Genomic DNA, 18,378 nt, shown 5'->3' on the forward strand with positions numbered 1-18,378 from the left:
GGCAAGGATCGCCTCTTTTTAAGATATCAGAAAGTATAAACTTCGGAGGATCTGCTGCCTGATATCGCAAGAAAAACTACCGCCAAACGCGGTCTGTCTTCTTTGAGAGTACGTCGATTGACGTTTTTCTTATAGTTACAGATGAGAGCCGCCGGTTGCGTCAACCATTTGGCCCGTCACCCAGCGCCCGTCGCTCGATGACAGAAACGCTACGACATCCGCAATATCCGACGGCTGACCGATTCGGCCAAGCGCGGACATCTCCGCGGCATGCTGCTGCCCTTCCGGCGTATGCAGCCATGAAGCATTCACATCCGTATCCACGATGCCTGGAAGAACCGCATTCACCGTGATCCCGCGTGGACCAAGCAGCTTGGCGAGATGCAACGTGAACGTATTGATGGCACCCTTGGTGATGTTGTAAGCCATAATATGCGGATAGGCGATACGCGTAACACCGGAGGAGATGTTGACGATGCGTCCGCCGTCACGAAGGAGCGGCAGCGCCTGTTGGACCAGGAAGAACGGTGCTTTTACATTGACGGCAAGCAGCTCATCGAAGCTTTCCTCGGTCGTCTCTTCAAAGGTGTTGGAGGTTCCGATGCCTGCGTTATTCACCAGAATATCGAAACGGTTGTCCCCCGTTACGCGAACAAGTTCCTCCTCCAGCGAATGAATGAGTCCTTTTGCTCCGTTTACCGATTCCAGTTTGGCGCCTAGGGCGATAGCTCGCCCACCCTGATCTTGTATGGTCTGGACAACCTGATCCGCAGCATCCCGGCGGGTTCCGTAATGCACAACGACAAGAGCCCCTTCATCCGCTAACCGAAGGGCGATTCCTTTGCCGATGCCTCGGCTTCCGCCTGTAACCAATGCGATTTTGTCTTCTAATCGTTTCATGAAACCCCACTCCTCTTGTTCGATTTAACGCTACTGTACACTCTCCTGTTAAGGGGAGAGTCAAGAGGGCGGGAAGCGTTTTATTCAACAGCAAAAAAAGACATGCCGGAGTACCGCTGCTGCAAGTACGGATAGAGGATGGGTCGACTTTCGTTTCGGTAGCCCTCGCGGCAAGGAAGGGTTACTCCGCGTTACCTTGTAGGGGGATAAGCAATTCCGCAGGGCGCTGCTTACCATAGATATCTTTATCCGAGGTGAGATAGATCTCGCGGATCGGTTCCCGGTCCGATTGAACGAGGCCTTGGGACGAAATCCATGCCTTGAGCTCGGGTATAACGGGGCAGCTATGGATGCATGGATCACAACGATGTACAAGAGATGCGGCAGATATCAGCTGCGGTAGAAAGTCCACACGAACGCGCCCATTAGCAGGGATGTCCCTAGTTATGGGGACTGCGACCTCAATATCGGCGATGTCGGCATTCCCGCTGCCGTGGTCATGCCAAAGAATGGTTAGCTGCCTGGCTTCCTCTTCTCCATAAGAGGCAGCATATTTCGTAATCTCATCCAGCAAGAGACATAGCTGGCTGCGGGCGACTTGGTCACGAATGAAAGCGGCACGCTGGGATGGGACTTCCCGGATAGTGGGGCCACCCGGATTCCCTGCTTCGGATCGTTCCAAGCGCGTCATCCTGTTGTTCACTTCATCCAACTGCAGCTGGAGGCTCCGCATCGCATGCTGAAGCTCCGTCATTTTATCCGCAAGTTTGTTCTTGACGACATCGGTTTCTATATCCTCTTCAAAAAAAGGTTTGAGCTGTTCCAAGGTAAACCCCTGTTCCTTGTAGGCGGCAATCCGCTTAACGATCAGAAGCTGCTCCTCGGAATAGTAACGGTATCCGCTTTGTTCATCAACATGGGCCGGCTTCAATAGGCCCAGCTCATCATAATACCGCAATGTTTTGATGGAAATGCCGCTGACCTTGGCAAAAGCGCTGATCTTCATCATGCCGGTTGCAACCTCCTTTACGATTCGGTCTCTCGTCGATAACGATATCATATCTCGCGCTCCTGCTTGCGTAAAGAACGCAACTCGCCGGATCTGAAGGAACAACTCGGTCCCAAGACCGAGCCGGTTTTCATCCCGTGGCGGGAATTCAATTCGGTCGGATTATCGTACAATGTGTTCAAAGAAGATTCGTGATCCCGCTTAAGAGCAAGAAAGGAATGGGGATGAGGCTGATGAACGGAACGTACGAGGATCGCCAGGCGATCCAAACGTTATTCGATTCGCTGTCCAAGGCGTGGGGAGAAGGGAATGGCCGGGCTTATGCGGAATGTTTTACGGATGATGCGGATTACGTCACGTTTAGCGGACAACACTTGAAGGGCCGCAAAGAGATCGATGAGGTTCATCAGAAGCTGTGGGATGGGGTGCTGCGAGACTCCAAGCTGGTTGCGGGACCAACCCCGACCCAGCTGCGTTTCCTGACCCCGGAGCTTGCGATAGCCCAGGCTACGGGAGCGGTGCAGCTCAGATTTCATAAGAAGCCGCCCACCGGCCGCTTTTCCATTAATACCAACGTGCTGATCAAGGTGAACGGGGAATGGAAGATATCCGCATTTCATAACTGCCGGATTCAGAGGCCAGGCTGGATTCAGCGGTTGATGATGCGTTCGAAATCAAAATCCAGCTGACGTAGGAAGCGGAGGAAATGCTTTGAAGAAGGGTATAGAGATTGGAAGAGGCAGGAGCGCAGAGGTGTATGAATGGGGAGAGTCTCAGGCTCTAAAGCTGTATTATGAAGGGTACCCCCCGGAATGGGTGACCTATGAGGCGGAGATGGGCCGCATCGTTGCGGAAGCGGGCGTGCCTACCCCTGCCGTCTTTGACATGGTGGATATCGAGGGACGAACGGGACTGGTGTATGAACGGGTGACAGGACCGTCGATGCTGCATCAGGTTCAATCGTCACCGCGCAAGCTCACGAAGTGCGCCCGTGAGATGGCACGGCTCCAACATGCGATGCATGGCTGCACGACAACCTTGCTGCCGCCGCAAAAGGAAAGGCTGGAGCATGCAATTCTTGATGCAAGCGGCATCCTGCAGGGAAAGGCGCAGGCCATATGCAAGGTACTGGACTCTTATCCTGAGGGGGACTCCATCTGTCATGGCGACTTCCACCCGGACAATGTGATCGTGGCGGAGAGCGGATACCGGGCGATCGATTGGAATAACGCCACGATTGGTGACCCTCTATGCGACGTCGCCAGGACATCCCTGATGTTTCAATCTCCTTTTCATCCGCTCGAACAGTCGAGCCTTATGGCGATTCCGCTTCGGATGGCCCGAATCCTGTGGAATAAAATATACCTGAATGAATATCGTCGATTATCTCATGCAAAGATGGAGGAGATCGACCGCTGGATGCTGCCGGTAGCGGCAGCCAGGCTGAGAGAGGATGTCCCTGGAGAAAGAGCATGGCTGCTGGGTCTCATTGATGATCGGCTGCGTGTTTATGCTTAATAGAGATCAGGACTCATAAGATATTGTACTTCCTGGGCTGTCCGCAGACAGGACTGTAATCGAACAGGAGATCAGGCGCCTGGAGCGGAGGATGAAATAGCGGGAGGGAACAGGAGGGATAAGAAGAGCGCTATGCAGGGTCACCTTTCACCAATGTTGCCGGAATATCTCAAGCTTCTAGTTTCAATACCGAACGGGAAGTATAAGGATAGATAGACGACGAAGCAGGAGGCGGGAATCCCTCATGAGCAAATGGAAGGAAAATACGCAAGTTAGCCGTTATGCAGGCATCAGCATTTTATTGGGCGGCGCGCTGTTTGTTATAGCTACGCTTATGCACCCTCCAGCTACCGATCCGTGGACGGGTCATCATGTCATTTCTATGATTCCGGACATGCTGACCTATTGGCAATGGGATCACAGCCTGATGCTGACAGCTATATTATTATGGCTTGGAGGACTGTCTTTAGGGGAGACTGTGGCCGGTAGACGCCCGGCTGCGGTGATGGCTGCCCGCTTGTTCATTGCGGCGATGACGATATGGGTGCTCATACTCGCGATGGAATTAACCGTTCTCCCGGTGCTGGCCAAGGAGTGGGACTCGGTTCAAGATCCAGGAACGTCCGCCTTGGGTGTCGGGTTATTTGCGTTCGGTATTATGGCCGGAGATTTTGCCATGATGCTGGCCTGGATCGGAATTAGCCTGCTTGGCATGTCGCTGCTCTCTGAAGGTAGTATGAAACCGTTTATGGCATGGGTAGGCATAGGAGCAGGGGTGTGGGGAGCGCTTGGAATACCTGTAGCACTGCTGCTTCCAAAACTCAGTGTTATCATCTACCCGGTCACCTCGGGTCCTGTTTTTATATGGACGCTGATATTGGGAGTTTATATGGTCACTCGGCAACAACAAACCCAAAAAACAGGGGCCCTATAGGACTCCTGTTTTTTTGCGAATTGGCACGATGGTCCAATAGGTACCGCATCGCCATATCCATTCGAGAGGTCCGTATTGGTACCAACGCATCCACAGATTGCTGGCTATGATCTGGAAGACCACAATCCCTAAGGAAACGAGCGTGGATACGACATACGTGGTGGGCGAGGTGTTTAGGATCAAGCGCTGAATACCTACCAGAAAGACGGTCTGCCCAATGTAGTTGGTGAGCGCCGTCCGCCCATATGCCTGCAACGGATACAGCATCTTTGCACCTAGGCGGGTACGCTCAAGCATTAAGAGCGAGCTTAGATAAAATACAGATACGAGAGGGCCTGTCGCCACCCCGATATGTGCCAGAGTAAAGGCCGCTTCCATGGCTGGTGACGGCGGCACGCCCTCTACCTCGAATAAAAAGGAAGGCATAGGCTCGGAAGGTGCCACCCGCCACATCGTGGCGATGACGATGATCGTTCCTAGCAAAGACAGTACCCAAATCATGCGCAACGAGCGTAATCTAAATCCATTGTGGATCGCATCGAGTAATCGATATTGGCCTGCGGCCAGCCCTAACAGGATCAGAAACGGGATGGTAAGCAGCTTGAATCCCATGACGGCCGCAACCGTAAACCCGGCCAATCCGATACCAAGATTAACTTTCCGCGGTGCCCAATAAAACGGGATCGCCAGCAGACCAACAATCGCATAATAAAACAAGGCCTCACCCGATTGATATAACTGATGTATGACGCCGATCAGAACCAGAACGACTAACCGGCGAATATACAGCCGAAGTCTTGGCCGTCCATCCGTCGCAGCGCTTCGGGATAGGAACATATAGAACCCGAGTCCGAACAGGAACGTGAAGATGGTGTAGAATCGGGCTTCCACGAAAAAGTTAAGCCCTCGCTGCAGCCAAAAATCCGCTGCGGTTTCCGGCGTGGCGATGAGCCAGAGCGCCAATACGTTAACAAACGGCAGACCAAGCAGGGCAAACCCCCTGAACTGGTCTAAAAAATGTAATCGTCCCTTTCCAATGGCAGGCCGATGCTGAGCTGCGGTCCCGTGTTGTCCTTCATGCATGATCACACCATCATCCTGTTCACGGATTTAATATAACGGGCTCTGGCGATCAGGAAATAAACCATTTGGGCGGCCAGGAATGCCGATGAGGCTGCCAATACAGGTCCGTTTACATTCGGAACATCCAGGTATCCGAGAATTGGGTCGAGCACGACCAAGGACTGCAAGGCTGCAACAAGGATGGGAATAAAGAACAGCACGGCAATCTGAACGGTTGCGGAGATGTTCATCTCCCGTGTGCTCAGTCCGATCTTGGACAGGGAGCGGTACATCGCCTGGTCGGCCGAAAGCTCCGTATGCAGCTTGAAATACAGGAAGCTTGCGGTTGAGATCGAGAAGATCAAGGCGACAAACACCCCGATAAAGCTGAATAACGAAAATCCTTGTTTATTGGTGTAATAGTTCTCCGCCCTGGATTCTATATAACCTTCACTGAGTACACTTCTGTTCCACTCCGACAGCTCAAGGCCGAGCTTGGTTTCAGGATCATCCTTCTGGGGGAGTCCTTGGGAATCGGGAAGAATAAACGGATACGTATGAGTCACACTGATTTCATCTGCTTTGGGCCCGCCCCGTAGCTCTTCAAACATGGTATCCGTCACGACCAGCAGCCTGCCGCTGTATACCACAGCCGCAATCCGGTCTGTACGGTTCTCCAAGCTGAAAGAGTAGGACTGACCGGATAATTCGATATCCGTCTCCGTTAGCGTTCCTTTACTCTTCTTCGCTGCATTCGGGGTTTCCGCCAATAAGGCTTCATTCTCGCCGAGTGACCCAACCGGCTTGGCATTCGTGATGGCGGCCAGATGATCGTAATGGGATTGCGGCATGATGTGTAAGGAGCCCTCCCCGTTCGCAGACAAGCGATAGTAGATGGTCTCGACGCCCGCCCGTTTATAACTGAGCCCTTCTGCCTGCAGACGATTTTCGATCCGGGCCAATTCTTCCTGCGCCTTCGTCTCGTCGGCATTGCTATAGTAGCTGTAGTTAAGCGCATACGGATTATCCAGATATACCGATTTGATTGATTGCTGCATGGCCAGCACGAAGCCGGTGCTCATGGAAGCGAGCGCTACGACAACCGTGACCAAAAACAGCATGCGGGCATTATCCTTGATCTTGTAACTCATTTCGGAAATCCACAGCAGGTTCGTCCCTTTCCAGGTTGTCGCGCGGTTTCGCTGCAGCATGCGGACAACCCACACGGATAGCTGGGAGTAGAAGAAATACGTGCCCATGATTCCCGTAACCGCAGCGATCATCAGTCCCACAGGGTCTAACTCTTTGACGCGAAGGACGGTAAAGCCGATGGTAAGCAGCACCACGCCCAAGATGGCCAGGAATAGATTGGCTTTCGGTTCGGTTTTCGGTTTGCTGGTGCCTTTGAGAAGCTCCAGGACTTGATTCTTCCGGATAAACAACAAGGTGAAGAGCGAGATGACGAGAAACAGCGCAGTGAAAGCACCGGCTGTCAGCAGCATGGCTTTGAACGGCCAATAGAACGGCAGCTCGTCCATATCGATCACTTTGGTGCTGATGAGCAGGAATACCTTGGATAGAAGCATTCCGCTGGCGATGCCCGTTACGATGGCAATGGCGCCAATCAGAACGTTCTCCAGGAAGATCAGCCAATTAATCTGTTTGGCTTCCGCTCCAAGGATCGTAAGAATGCCGAATTCGCGGTTCCGCGACTTCAGGAAGACGCTGATCGAATACAGCACGAATAAGAACGCAAACACATAGACGATCACGGTGGCAATGGTCATTCCCGTACGCGTCATAGTACCCATAGGCGAATTCTCGATGGCCGGATGATAGATGAATACCGCATACGTAAAGAAGATCATGACCATGAACGAGCTGCTAAGCAGGTAAGCGAAATATTGACGCGCGTTACGCCGGACGTTGTTAAACGCGAATTGAGGAAAGCTCACTTGTATTCCCTCCCCAGAACGATAGCGTATCGATGATTTTTTGGAAAAAGGCCTGCCGGTTCTCTCCGCGGTGAATTTCGGCGGCCAGCTTGCCGTCTTTAATAAAGACGATGCGGTTGCAATAGCTTGCGGCCAGAGGATCATGCGTAACCAGCATCAATGTGGTGCGATCCCGCTCATTGATCTCGGCTAACGACTCCATCACGATCCGTGAGGAGTTGGAATCGAGTGCTCCTGTAGGCTCATCCGCAAGCAGTAACAGAGGCGCGCCGATAATCGCCCTGGCAATCGCGGTGCGCTGTCGTTGACCTCCCGAAATCTCGTACACGCGTTTATTCAAAATTTCGCGGATGCCAAGACGGGAAGCGGTTTGCTGCAGCATTGACTCCATGTCCTTGAGTGGACGGCGGTCCAGCGTAAGCGGAAGCACGATATTCTCGGCAACCGTTAACGTATCGAGCAGATTGAAATCTTGAAACACAAAGCCGAGCTGTCTCCGGCGGAAGTGGGCAAGCTCGCTTTTTTTCATGGTATAAGGATTTTTGCCCCCGATCTTGACCTCGCCCGAGCTTGGACGATCGATGGTGGATACCATGTTCAGCAGGGTGGTTTTACCGCTGCCGGAAGGGCCCATGATGCCGACGAATTCTCCCTCTTGAATGGTGAGATGAATATCGGTAAGAGCTTGTGTCGCCACTTTGCCCGCATATACTTTGTTTAATGCTTTTACTTCAAGAATATCCATAAACCCGGAAGCCCCTTTCTGTATACCTCTTTAGTGTGCGAGTTCAAAAAGTCGGATTTTCAGCACCGAGAAGGTTGGATGAAGCTAGGGAGTGAGGAGCGGAGCTACACGTTTTCGCAGAAAACGACATCGGAAGCATCTGCTTGTTTTGGGTACGTGAGCACCTGAAATGTTTCCGCAGGAAACATACTTCGGAAGCATCTGCTTAGGCCCGGCTGAATTCAAGATTCGATGCCGAGTTACTTCTTGACTCCCTTCGTGATCAAAAGACGACTTTTTGAACAACATCTTAGTGTAACCTAACTTTATCGTATACTGACTTGACCGTGCTATGGATTTAGGTGAACCGGAGCTTACATCTGCCATAAGGTTATGTTCGCATATTCTGTTCGTATGCTGGGGATATCGCGAAATGAAATGAAGACACACCTAAGTTGGAGATGTGTCTTGATGTACTGCTTTCCGCAGCGTCAAGGTGACGGTGGTTCCCTCACCAAGCGTGGATTCCAGTTGAGCGGAGTGATTAAGCTTATGGGCAATTTCACGAACAAGATACAGGCCCATGCCGGTGGATTCGTGATATTGCCGACCACGCTCTCCGGTGAAGTAAGGATGGAACACCCGGTTGATGTCCTCCGGCGCAATGCCGATACCCTCATCACGTATATGAAGTTTGATGTTCTTCCCCGCTTTCTCTGCGGTTAATTGAATCTTCTTCCCGGGGCTGCCCGAGTAGTTCACGGCATTCGTCAGAATCTGGCCCAGCATGAACCGGAACCATTTGGCATCCGTATAGACGGTGATTTGATCATCGATTTGGAACACCGGCGTAATGCCTTTACGAATGAACAGCTTGCGGTTCTCCACGACGGATTCGCTTACCGCGGCACGGAGTCCGACGGCTTCTACCTTGAAATCCTGCTCGAACCGGTCCAGGCGTGCGGTATACAGCACCATTTCGAGGCCTTTGCGAATGCGATCAAGCTCTTCCCGTATATGTTCGGCGGGTGCCTCTTCGACTTCATCGAGTGTTAGCTGAATCACCGACAGCGGGGTCTTCATCTGATGGACCCAGCGGTTGACGAAGGCCAGGTGCTGGTCGGTTCCGCTTTGATGCCGATGCAGCTGCTCGCGGTATAAGCGCTCATAATGGCCGATCCGCTCGTGGATCGCTTCCGGCAGCGGCGCTTCACCCAGGGGAGGGTTAGAGAATTCCTTCTTCGAGAGCTCCTCGGAAGAAAGCTCTTGATACATCGTGCGATGGGAAAGATACCGGTATGCAAGATAGAGAAGCAGCACGACACTGCTTAACAGCACCCCGTATAGCACGACAGTAAAGGGTCTGCCTTCACCGGTAAGCCAGTACAGCAGGGGGACAAGCAGCATTTGAACGGTAAAAAACAGCATGAGCGGGAGATGCTCCCGCAAGAAAAGTTTCATAAGGGCTCCCTGCCTGTCATGAACCGGTAGCCTGCTCCCCGGACGGTTTCGATAAGATCTCCGGCGCCAAGCTCACGAAGCTTGCGGCGAACCCTTGTAATATAAACATTTAACGTATTGTCATCAATGAAGTGCTGATCTTCCCACATCAGGTCCAGCAGCCGCTCGCGGCTGACCACACGGCCGTCTTTTTCCATTAGCATCGTCAGCAGGGCTGCTTCCTTCTGGGTAAGCTCGGCTGACTCGTCTCCATAAGTTACAACGAATCGCTCTGGATAGATGATGAGACCGGCGCTTTCGACGGTTTGCTCATCCTCCTGACCGGAGGCATAGGCACCGACTGCACGGCGCAGGTGGCTGCGGATTTTGGCCAGAACAAGCTCCATGTCAAACGGCTTTGTAATATAATCATCCGCCCCGTTTTCCAGCGCCATGATCTGATCCATGCCGCTGTCGCGTGCCGAGATGAAGATGATCGGGCAGTGCGATTGGGTACGGATTTGCCTACACCAATAATACCCGTCGAATTTCGGCAGATTGACGTCCAGCAGAACCAGGTCCGGCTTCGTATCCGTAAAAATGTCCATCACACGGCTGAAGTCTTCGGTAATCCGTACGTTGAAATCATATTTGGAAATAGCCGATCTTAATTTATCCGCGATTCGTTCATCGTCTTCCACAATCAGGATGGTATACACGGTTCCAGCTCCTTTTAACTCCTAAACTACATCATGTACTTACTATACCGAATTGGAGATGACGTTGGAAATCCAGTGGTCCCAGATTCCGAATAGGAGGCAACCACTTGGTCGATCTGAATTAACCTTTGCCCAGGCCCATGCATAAGATGTAGTCACATAAAACCTGCTGCCTGGGAAAGGGCGTGGCTTCATATGGGAATTCATTTAACTGCGATTCACTGGGTGTACCTGGCGTTTATCGTCTTGATCATGACGCTGTTGATCCGGCGGCGCGATACGACGCTGATTTGCATTACCGGAATATTCGCGCTTGGCCTTCTGGCAACGGAAACGCTGAGCGGCTCGGTCTCCGGTGTCTTTCATTCATTCATCTACGCGACCAAAGAGCTGATGGGCACAATCATGATCATTTCCATTATCGTGGCGATGAGCCGGGTCTTGATCAAGACGGGGATCAACGAGACGATGGTAGCCCCGTTAACTCGTTTTCTCCGTACTCCCGCGATGGCATACTGGGGCATCGGCATCATCATGATGGCTACATCCTTTTTCTTCTGGCCGTCACCGGCGGTGGCGTTGATCGGGGCGGTCCTGCTCCCTGTTGCCATCCGGGTGGGGTTGCCTGCCCTGGGAGCGGCCGTGGCGATGAATCTGTTCGGGCACGGCATCGCGCTATCGGGCGATTATATTATCCAGGGTGCGCCTAAATTGACTGCCGATGCCGCCGGATTGCCTGTATCCAGCGTCATGGCCGCAAGTGTGCCGCTCGTGATCGTGATGGGACTGGTGACAACCGTGGCGGCATTTTGGATGATGAAAAGAGATCAGCAAAACGGCAGCTGGAGAGATGGATTGGTCACCATCAAAAGAACGGGAGACGCGTTGACCACGCGTACCGATGAGGATGATACCGCGGCCCCCATTTCTCCCGGCATGAAAAAATGGCTGGCCATCGCGATCCTGCTCCTGTTTGCGGCAGACGTGGCGGCTATGTTCATCCTGAAGCTGCAAGGCGGTGACGCCACGGCCCTGGTAGGCGGAACAGCCGTCCTGATCCTCAGCATCATTACGCTGGTCGCTCATCGCAACCGCGGATTGGAGAAGGTCACCTCGTACTTGATCGAGGGCCTTATGTTTGGTTTTAAGGTATTCGGTCCCGTCATTCCCATTGCGGCTTTCTTCTATCTGGGGGATGCAGCGTTCACCGATTTGTTCGGCAGCGTGCTTCCGGAAGCATCCCATGGGATCGTGAACGACCTGGGGGTTGCCCTTGCGAATGCGGTGCCGCTTAACGGGGCGGTGGGTGCGGTGACATTGACGATCACCGGCGCTATAACGGGTCTTGACGGTTCGGGCTTCTCGGGTATATCGCTTGCCGGCTCGATCGCGCAGTTGTTTGCAACGGCCATCGGTTCAGGGGCGGCTACCCTGACGGCGCTTGGCCAGGTTGCCGCCATCTGGGTAGGCGGCGGCACGCTCATCCCATGGGCATTGATCCCTGCTGCAGCCATATGCGGGGTCAGCCCGTTCGAGCTGGCAAGGCGGAATCTGAAGCCGGTGCTGTTGGGCCTTGCCGTTACCACGGTTGTTGCGATGTTTCTGGTGTAAATTAAGCAAAAATAAGAGCGCTGACTATGTTGTCAGCGCTCGTTTAATCTGTTGAGGAACCGAAATCCGTGATGTTCATGCTGACCTCATACGTAATCGGGACATGGCTAAAGGTTTCATCCCAGTCCGATTTTAGTTTCTTCCATAATTGTGGATGTTTGATCCGGAGCTCCTCTCCAAAGCCCCCTACGTCAACATGATAGACATGCTGCATTTTATTCAGGACTTGTTCGATCTGTTTACGGGCCTCATCTTCAAACTGCCGCTCCATTTCTTTGATGTATTGCCCGGATGAGGGGATTTCCGGAAAGCTCCAATCCTCGATTAATCTGCCTTCTGAATGGATCTTGATATGAAATGAAATTTCATCTCCCCGAACCTTAGGAATGATGGTGCTATGGGAATTCTTGGGCTCATAGGTTACGGTATGCCCCGTCTTATGCGCGTACGTCTTCAGCGCCCCACCCATCACGTCCTCCTTTATCCAGGATAAGCCTTCAAGATCATATTGGCTTAGTTCCCCGATCCATTTTTTGGTCTTCCCTTTAAAAATGGCCGCCCCCGAAAATTTATGCTCGTTTTGGGCCGTCACGACATTCTGTAATAGAAAGCTCGCCCCTGATTGCATGTTGCTGTCGAGTTTGATCAGTGACACGGGGGGGAGGATCTTGTTGGAGCGATACCGGTTATCCACGAGTCCCGTTAAATAGAAGGCAGGGATTTCCCCGGGTTCAGTGGAGCTTAAAGCTTCAAACGCGCTTCGGTGGCTTACTACTACTAGGCAGCTAGGGCGTATATCGTTATCGCGGAGAATAAAGTCAAATACTTGTTCCAGGCTGTACTTTCTGGCTAATTCGCTCGAAACCACGATGACCTTGAGATGATGGCCGATAAGCGGACGGTCTCTTCGCAGTGAAAATTGGCGGAAGATCTGAATGAGGGAATCTCCCGTTAATTGTTCATTCAGATAGGCCTTGCTTGGCGAGGACGAGCCGGAGCCGCCTTGCTTCTCGTTCTTACCCGTAATCGGGGGTACAATCTGAACCGTTGCCGTCAGCACTTTCCTTTTGGGGTAGGATGCCCCTTGTTTGTTGATATCCCGTTCGAATTTGGATTCGTTCGCTGCATCGAGTCCCAAACCTACATAGACGCTGACATCCTCGATCTCGTTGCTGCTCCAGCAGCCGGTTGTCAGCAGCAGCAGGACGCTGGCCGTTACTGCCGTCACATATCGTGCATATCTGTTCATTTCGGCTTCACACCTTTCTTGCGGGCGATGCTGATCAGTAATAGTATGAGCGGCAGTCCGCCGAATAAATAGATCGACATGTTGCCTACGGTATCTCCCATCTTGAATGTTTCCGAAACGTCCTTCGGAATCATCGAGATGAGGAAGATGACAGGAAGCAGAATAAAGAAAAAAGGTCGTATATTCGTCTTCAGCAGCTGAGACCATCCTAGCGAGGCTGCGTAATGCGTTACCGCAAAGGTCGAGAATATTTGCATGATCCAGATGACAAGCAGCAAGGACTCAAAGCGCTCGAATATCAGTCCCTGGATTTCAAAACTCCGCATTAAGTCCAGTGTCGGCCATGTTCTTGTCTCAACTCCGTTTATGGACAGCCCGCCAATCACCATAATGACGGTGATTAAATAGATGGCCAGGGGAACCGTAATGCCAACGAGCATGGCTTTTGCACCTTTTTTGGGAGATTTCATAAACGCCATGGCAACGAACATGATCTCGTAACCCGTAAAAGATAGCAAAGATGGCTTTAACCCCCGAATCACGGGCATAAACCCTGAGCCGAGTACCGGCCTTAAATTTTTGATGTCAAAAATAGTGCTGCTCAATAGGATCGCTATGAGGAAAAAAACCAGCGTAATCGGCAGAATGATCTCACAGATTCTGGCGATGCTGTTGATCCCCCCGGTGGTCAAATACAGACCGATCCACATAAAGGTCATCACGATGGCCCAAACGGGTGTGCCTTCCAGCAGGTATAACCCCGTTACCTCCGCCATAATCCGGATCTCAAAAGCGGCAATGGTGATGAAATAACCAATAAACACCAGACCTAAAACAAAAGCCAGCCATTTCCCGGTGATCTCAGGCACAAACTGAAACCACGTTTTTCCCTGAAATCTTCGGCATAACGCCACGACGATCCACCCTGCCAATAGGATGATCAAACCGGAGATGAGGATTGAGATCCACACGTCCGGCGTTTTGACAGCCTCGACCGTCGTTCTTGGTAGCGTCAGGATACCGGCACCCAGCATGTAGTTAATGATCATGACGGCCGCTTGAGATGTGGTGATCTGATCATAGGTGCTGTTAGTAATGCTGCTCATGGTCTTAGCCTCATTTCGTGCTTAGGATGATTAATTTCTGCGGTCAGGGTCGTTCGGCTTTAACATTTGGGGTCGTTTCTTCATCACTTTCAGCGGGAACCGAATGAAGAAGTCCTTCAAGTCACTGATGCCGTAAGGCACCATGGGGCTTGCGTAAGGCACGCCAAAGCTCTTCAATCTGACCAAGTGACTGCAGAGAAGAAGGAAGAACATAACGACTCCAAACAGTCCAAGCACTGCCGCAAAGAACATCGCGGTAAATCGGAGAACGCGCAGTGTAATGCCGGCACTGTAGACCGGGATGGTGAAGGAGGAGATCGCGGTTACGGCCACGACAATCACGAGAAACGGACTGACAATTCCGGCATTTACAGCAGCATCGCCAATAATCAGACCACCTACGATACCCATGGCAGGTCCGATTGGTTTGGGCAATCTGATACCGGCCTCCCGTAATATTTCAATGGCAATCTCCATGATGAGCGCTTCGATAAGTGAAGGAAAAGGCACACCTTGCCTAGTTTCAATAATTGTTAACGCTAGCTTGGTCGGAATTAGACCGGGATGAAACGAAATAAACGAAATGTACAGTGCCGGAGCAAGAAGTGCCAACAGCGCGGATAGAAAGCGCAGCAAGCGGACAAAGGACCCCGAGATCCATCTCTCGTAATAGTCCTCCGGTGATTGCAGCAGCATACTGAACGTGACCGGCACAATTAAGGCAAACGGCGTTCCGTCGAGAAGGATAGCTACCCGCCCTTCCAGTAAAGCCCCGATTACCCTGTCAGGTCTTTCCGTGTTCTGCACTTGCTGAAAAGGACTCATGACATTTTCCTCAATCAGTTGCTCGATGTATCCCGACTCCAGAGGATCATCAATTTCGATCTTCTGAATTCGCGTCACGACCTCATCGATCAGCTTCGGGTCGGCGATATCTTTCATATAGGCGATGACCAGATCCTTTTTTACCCGGTTTCCTACCTCGAAACGGGTGAGCTGAAGACTTTCGTTCTTTCCGTGAAGCCTAAGCATGCCTGTATTGTCTGACAGTCTTTCGGTAAACCCAATACGGGGACCACGAAGAAGGGCTTCGGATAGAGGCTCCTCCAGACTTCGACTCTTCCCCTTGGCTGAACCAACCAGAAAGGCTCCTTGCATTCCATCTACCAACAAACCGGTTGTGCCCGCAAGAACAGCTTGTACAAGTTCCAATAGTCCACTGATATGCTTTATCTCACTTACAGGAAGCATCTGGCTGCTGATATAGGCTTTAATCGAGTCACTTGAATGATTGAAGTTATCCTGCTCCGCTTCCGGAATTCCCCCCAACATGAGGGGTCTTATGAGATGGGTGTCCATAAGATCGTTGTCCATCAATCCGTCAACAAAAACGATAGCTGCACGCGTTCCCGTGCCCCGGATCGTAAATTCCCTGATTTCCACGTCTGCATTGTTACCGATGGCTTTACGGACGGACATTAAATCCGTATCGTAAAGTCCTGTAATAAGAACTTGCGGCGAGACACTATCCTCCCTCTTGGGGGGAGAAGGCTCGCTCGGCTTGAGGGAGTAACTCGAATTAATAGATTTCCGAAACCAATGGGTCAACACCAGAAAGAGGATGGGTACCAGCACGAGTAGAAAGGCTTGAACCCATAGCGTCCACTTCGGAATATGAGATACAATGACGGACCACAACGGAAAATCACCCCGCAATTTCTTAGCAATAGGATCATAATGTGAATCATGTGTATTGTTACCCGAGGTGATCTTGAAAATTCCTGTTTTTTCATTATTAGAGAAGGGGACCCACGGGACCGACTCCCCCGATTATGAAAGAATGACTAAACAGATGGATGCACAAAAAAGAGCATCCCCAGGCCGTTGACCTGATGGGATGCCCCTTGTTCTTATTATGCAAGTTAAGCTGTAGTTCTTACTTTTTCGATATCGAGAACGGCAGTTCCTCCGCACTGTAATGACGGTAGCTTGGAGCCAGTCCAAGACGGAATTCAAGGGACTTGCCTGCTAGAATATCCTCATGCGTAATGTACAGTTTGGTGTAATCCTGTCCTTCCAATTGAACGTTTGCCACGAAATTGGACTGTGGATTGTTGTTGTCGGTATGAATCAACATCTGTTTGCCGCTTGGCAGCTCAATGCTCACGCTGTCGAATAGTGGAATGCCGAGAACATATTCATTGCTGCCCGGACATACCGGATAGAAGCCCATGGAACTGAACACATACCATCCGGACATGCTGCCGTTATCCTCGTCGCCCGGGAAGCCGTCAAAGCCGCTGTTGAACAGGTTCGACATCAGCTGTTTGAGGACAACCTGGGACGATGCGGGCTGCCCTACATAGTTGAACAGATAAGGAATATGGAAGCTCGGCTGGTTGGAAATCGCCAGCTGGCCATAATCAATGGCAGCCATCTCACTCATCTCATGAATTTCAAAGCCATAGCCCCGCACGTCGAAGTCCGGTGCTTTATTGCACAATTGGGTGATTTTGTCGAAAAAGCGTTCCTTCGAACCGTACGCTTCGATCAAGCCCTGGAAATCCTGGAATACCGCAAAGCTGGTCTGCCAGGCGCTTCCTTCGGCATAATCGAGACCCCAGCTCGTATCGTTGAAATCCGGACGGAACTGGCCGTTCTGATCTTTTGCTCGCATGAACCCGGTTTCCGCATCGAAAATATTCTTGTAGTTGAGCGCGCTTTGTCTGTACTGTTCGGCTACATCCGATCGGCCCAATACATCGGCCACGCGGCTGATGCAGTAGTCGCTGTATGCGTAATCCAGCGTGTGGTTCACGCTCTCGTGATAGCTGCTCGGAACGTAACCGTACTTGATGTAGTCCAGCGTTCCTTGACGTCCATAGCAATTCTGCCCGCTCTGCGTAGTGGCTGCGGTCAGCATGGCCTCCAATAGTTCCGGCAGCAGATGCTGGGCCAATCCCTTAGCCGCTGCATCCGCAATGACGGCGTCAATAAGCGTGCCCGGCATCAGTCCGCGCTCATCCGGGGACAACCATTTCGGCAGGAAGCCGGTCTCGCGGTAGGAATTCAGGAAGCCCTCCAGCATTTCCTCATATTCCTTCGGCGCGATGATGGAATAGAGCGGATATACGGTTTTGTAAGTATCCCAGAAGCCGTTATTGGTATAGAGAACGCCTTTTTTGACGGATCGGGCGGTTGTATCGTAATGAACCGGCTCCATGTTGGCATCAAGCTCATAGAACTTCTGCGGGAACAGGAACATGCGGTAAAGGCAAGTATAGAAGGTGCGCATATATTCTTCGTTCGAGTGAGTGACCCGGATTTTGTTCAGGTAATGATTCCAGGCTTGTGCCGCCAATTCCTTCTGCTCATCCAGGGATGTGTTCCGTTCGCGTGCAAGGTTAAGCTCCGCTTGCTCCAGGCTGATGAAGGAGGTCGCCAGCTTAACATCCAGCGTGCCCCTTTCGCAGTCATTGAAGCGAATGACGACATGCTGGTCCACATTGCCAAAGGCAACCTCAGGGAAGAACTGGCCTTCGGCGTCGTAATAACCTGTCGTGGAGAGATCCATGTCCTTGCTGAAGCTCATGGCCACGTACATACGGAATTCTTTATCGTGACAATCTGCGAAGTTGCTGACAAAGCCGGTTAGTCTGCGCTGGGCTGCATCCAAGCGGAACTCGCTTTTGTTATGAACGTTCAGCACGAAGCCTGCCTGCTGCCCGGAATTGTATTTGATGCGCAGTGCCGCACCATAGGTGCTGGGAGCCAGCTCTGTGGTGATGTTATAACGCTGCTGCTTCACTTTGAGATAGTGGGGCTTGAATATCGCTTCCTCGGGACGGTAGGAGCTTTGACAGGTGAAGACGGACCCTCTGATTTTGTCGTCCGCAATCGGAGTCATCAGGAAGTGGGCGAAGTCTCCCATCCATGGACTTGGCTGGTGTGTCAGGCGAATGCCTTGGAAGACACGGTCATTGGGGTTGAAGAACCAGCTTCCTTCGTTTTTGGTCTGGACAACAAAGTGGTTCATACCGAAAGGTACACCCGTATAAGGGAGCGCATTCCCGTTGGAATAGGTGTATTGGTTGTTGGTTCCTTGCCTTGTATCGATATAGTTCAGCATGTTAGAGTCTCCTTTGGTTCAT

The 18,378-nt window shown here is 51.7% G+C and carries 15 protein-coding genes; 4 read left to right on the top strand and 11 right to left on the bottom strand.

The features are described 5' to 3' along the window. Positions 1 to 135: 135 nt before the first annotated feature. Both OHJ21_RS29095 and OHJ21_RS29100 read right to left on the bottom strand, forming a co-directional pair. Positions 136 to 900, bottom strand: a complete 765-nt coding sequence (locus OHJ21_RS29095) for an SDR family oxidoreductase (protein ID WP_100541152.1) — start codon at positions 898 to 900, stop codon at positions 136 to 138. Positions 901 to 1,081: 181 nt separating this feature from the next. Next, the gene (locus OHJ21_RS29100) at positions 1,082 to 1,960 is read right to left on the bottom strand and encodes a MerR family transcriptional regulator (RefSeq protein WP_100541151.1); all 879 of its coding nucleotides are present in this window, start codon (positions 1,958 to 1,960) and stop codon (positions 1,082 to 1,084) included. Positions 1,961 to 2,046: 86 nt separating this feature from the next. Here OHJ21_RS29100 and OHJ21_RS29105 point away from each other — a divergent pair, with 86 nt between their 5' ends. The 3 genes from OHJ21_RS29105 to OHJ21_RS29115 all read left to right on the top strand — a co-directional run bounded on the left by OHJ21_RS29105 (position 2,047) and on the right by OHJ21_RS29115 (position 4,361). Further along, positions 2,047 to 2,598, top strand: a complete 552-nt coding sequence (locus tag OHJ21_RS29105) for an SgcJ/EcaC family oxidoreductase (RefSeq protein WP_486021896.1) — start codon at positions 2,047 to 2,049, stop codon at positions 2,596 to 2,598. Positions 2,599 to 2,620: 22 nt separating this feature from the next. After that, positions 2,621 to 3,427, top strand: a complete 807-nt coding sequence (locus OHJ21_RS29110) for a phosphotransferase family protein (protein ID WP_100541150.1) — start codon at positions 2,621 to 2,623, stop codon at positions 3,425 to 3,427. A gap of 244 nt (positions 3,428 to 3,671) precedes the next feature. Continuing rightward, entirely contained in the window at positions 3,672 to 4,361 is a 690-nt protein-coding gene (locus OHJ21_RS29115; protein ID WP_394059311.1) for a hypothetical protein, read from the top strand. Here the strand turns inward: OHJ21_RS29115 and OHJ21_RS29120 are convergent. The 5 genes from OHJ21_RS29120 to OHJ21_RS29140 form a co-directional block, all read right to left on the bottom strand. Further along, positions 4,356 to 5,444 (bottom strand): DUF418 domain-containing protein, encoded by a 1,089-nt coding sequence (locus tag OHJ21_RS29120; RefSeq protein WP_394059313.1) that lies wholly within the window; start codon positions 5,442 to 5,444, stop codon positions 4,356 to 4,358. The genes OHJ21_RS29115 and OHJ21_RS29120 overlap by 6 nt on opposite strands. A gap of 2 nt (positions 5,445 to 5,446) precedes the next feature. Then, positions 5,447 to 7,378, bottom strand: a complete 1,932-nt coding sequence (locus OHJ21_RS29125) for an ABC transporter permease (protein WP_486021899.1) — start codon at positions 7,376 to 7,378, stop codon at positions 5,447 to 5,449. Continuing rightward, positions 7,353 to 8,123 (bottom strand): ABC transporter ATP-binding protein, encoded by a 771-nt coding sequence (locus OHJ21_RS29130; protein WP_100541146.1) that lies wholly within the window; start codon positions 8,121 to 8,123, stop codon positions 7,353 to 7,355. The genes OHJ21_RS29125 and OHJ21_RS29130 overlap by 26 nt, the downstream gene beginning before the upstream one ends. Before the next feature lie 429 nt (positions 8,124 to 8,552). Then, positions 8,553 to 9,563 carry a sensor histidine kinase gene (locus tag OHJ21_RS29135; RefSeq protein ID WP_486021901.1) on the bottom strand — a complete coding sequence of 337 codons (1,011 nt, stop codon included), beginning with the start codon at positions 9,561 to 9,563 and terminating at the stop codon, positions 8,553 to 8,555. Then, positions 9,560 to 10,261 carry a response regulator transcription factor gene (locus OHJ21_RS29140; RefSeq protein WP_100541144.1) on the bottom strand — a complete coding sequence of 234 codons (702 nt, stop codon included), beginning with the start codon at positions 10,259 to 10,261 and terminating at the stop codon, positions 9,560 to 9,562. Before OHJ21_RS29140 ends, OHJ21_RS29135 begins: the two co-directional genes overlap by 4 nt. Positions 10,262 to 10,456: 195 nt before the next feature. Here OHJ21_RS29140 and OHJ21_RS29145 point away from each other — a divergent pair, with 195 nt between their 5' ends. Further along, positions 10,457 to 11,872, top strand: a complete 1,416-nt coding sequence (locus OHJ21_RS29145; protein WP_100541143.1) for a hypothetical protein — start codon at positions 10,457 to 10,459, stop codon at positions 11,870 to 11,872. Positions 11,873 to 11,915: 43 nt separating this feature from the next. Here the strand turns inward: OHJ21_RS29145 and OHJ21_RS29150 are convergent, their stop codons facing one another. The 4 genes from OHJ21_RS29150 to OHJ21_RS29165 form a co-directional block, all read right to left on the bottom strand. Next, complete coding sequence (locus OHJ21_RS29150) at positions 11,916 to 13,121, bottom strand: Ger(x)C family spore germination protein (protein WP_100541142.1); 1,206 nt, start codon at positions 13,119 to 13,121, stop codon at positions 11,916 to 11,918. Further along, positions 13,118 to 14,227 carry a spore germination protein gene (locus OHJ21_RS29155; RefSeq protein WP_486021904.1) on the bottom strand — a complete coding sequence of 370 codons (1,110 nt, stop codon included), beginning with the start codon at positions 14,225 to 14,227 and terminating at the stop codon, positions 13,118 to 13,120. The genes OHJ21_RS29150 and OHJ21_RS29155 overlap by 4 nt, the downstream gene beginning before the upstream one ends. 30 nt (positions 14,228 to 14,257) lie before the next feature. After that, on the bottom strand, positions 14,258 to 15,925 hold the full coding sequence (locus OHJ21_RS29160) for a spore germination protein (protein ID WP_486021906.1): 1,668 nt from the start codon (positions 15,923 to 15,925) through the stop codon (positions 14,258 to 14,260). Positions 15,926 to 16,163: 238 nt separating this feature from the next. Beyond that, positions 16,164 to 18,356, bottom strand: coding sequence for a GH92 family glycosyl hydrolase (locus tag OHJ21_RS29165; RefSeq protein WP_486021908.1), 2,193 nt, complete (start codon positions 18,354 to 18,356; stop codon positions 16,164 to 16,166). Positions 18,357 to 18,378: the final 22 nt, after the last annotated feature.

Source organism: Virgibacillus sp. LDC1 (assembly GCF_025792345.1).
Taxonomy (GTDB): Bacteria; Bacillota; Bacilli; order Paenibacillales; family Paenibacillaceae; genus Paenibacillus_AQ; species Paenibacillus_AQ lautus.

Coding starts and splice junctions, on each gene's coding strand:
- OHJ21_RS29095 (WP_100541152.1), bottom strand. CDS start 900: ATGAAACGATTAGAAGACAAAATCGCATTGGTTACAGGCGGAAGCCGA.
- OHJ21_RS29100 (WP_100541151.1), bottom strand. CDS start 1,960: ATGATATCGTTATCGACGAGAGACCGAATCGTAAAGGAGGTTGCAACC.
- OHJ21_RS29115 (WP_394059311.1), top strand. CDS start 3,672: ATGAGCAAATGGAAGGAAAATACGCAAGTTAGCCGTTATGCAGGCATC.
- OHJ21_RS29120 (WP_394059313.1), bottom strand. CDS start 5,444: ATGCATGAAGGACAACACGGGACCGCAGCTCAGCATCGGCCTGCCATT.
- OHJ21_RS29130 (WP_100541146.1), bottom strand. CDS start 8,123: ATGGATATTCTTGAAGTAAAAGCATTAAACAAAGTATATGCGGGCAAA.
- OHJ21_RS29135 (WP_486021901.1), bottom strand. CDS start 9,563: ATGAAACTTTTCTTGCGGGAGCATCTCCCGCTCATGCTGTTTTTTACC.
- OHJ21_RS29145 (WP_100541143.1), top strand. CDS start 10,457: ATGGGAATTCATTTAACTGCGATTCACTGGGTGTACCTGGCGTTTATC.
- OHJ21_RS29150 (WP_100541142.1), bottom strand. CDS start 13,121: ATGAACAGATATGCACGATATGTGACGGCAGTAACGGCCAGCGTCCTG.
- OHJ21_RS29155 (WP_486021904.1), bottom strand. CDS start 14,227: ATGAGCAGCATTACTAACAGCACCTATGATCAGATCACCACATCTCAA.
- OHJ21_RS29165 (WP_486021908.1), bottom strand. CDS start 18,356: ATGCTGAACTATATCGATACAAGGCAAGGAACCAACAACCAATACACC.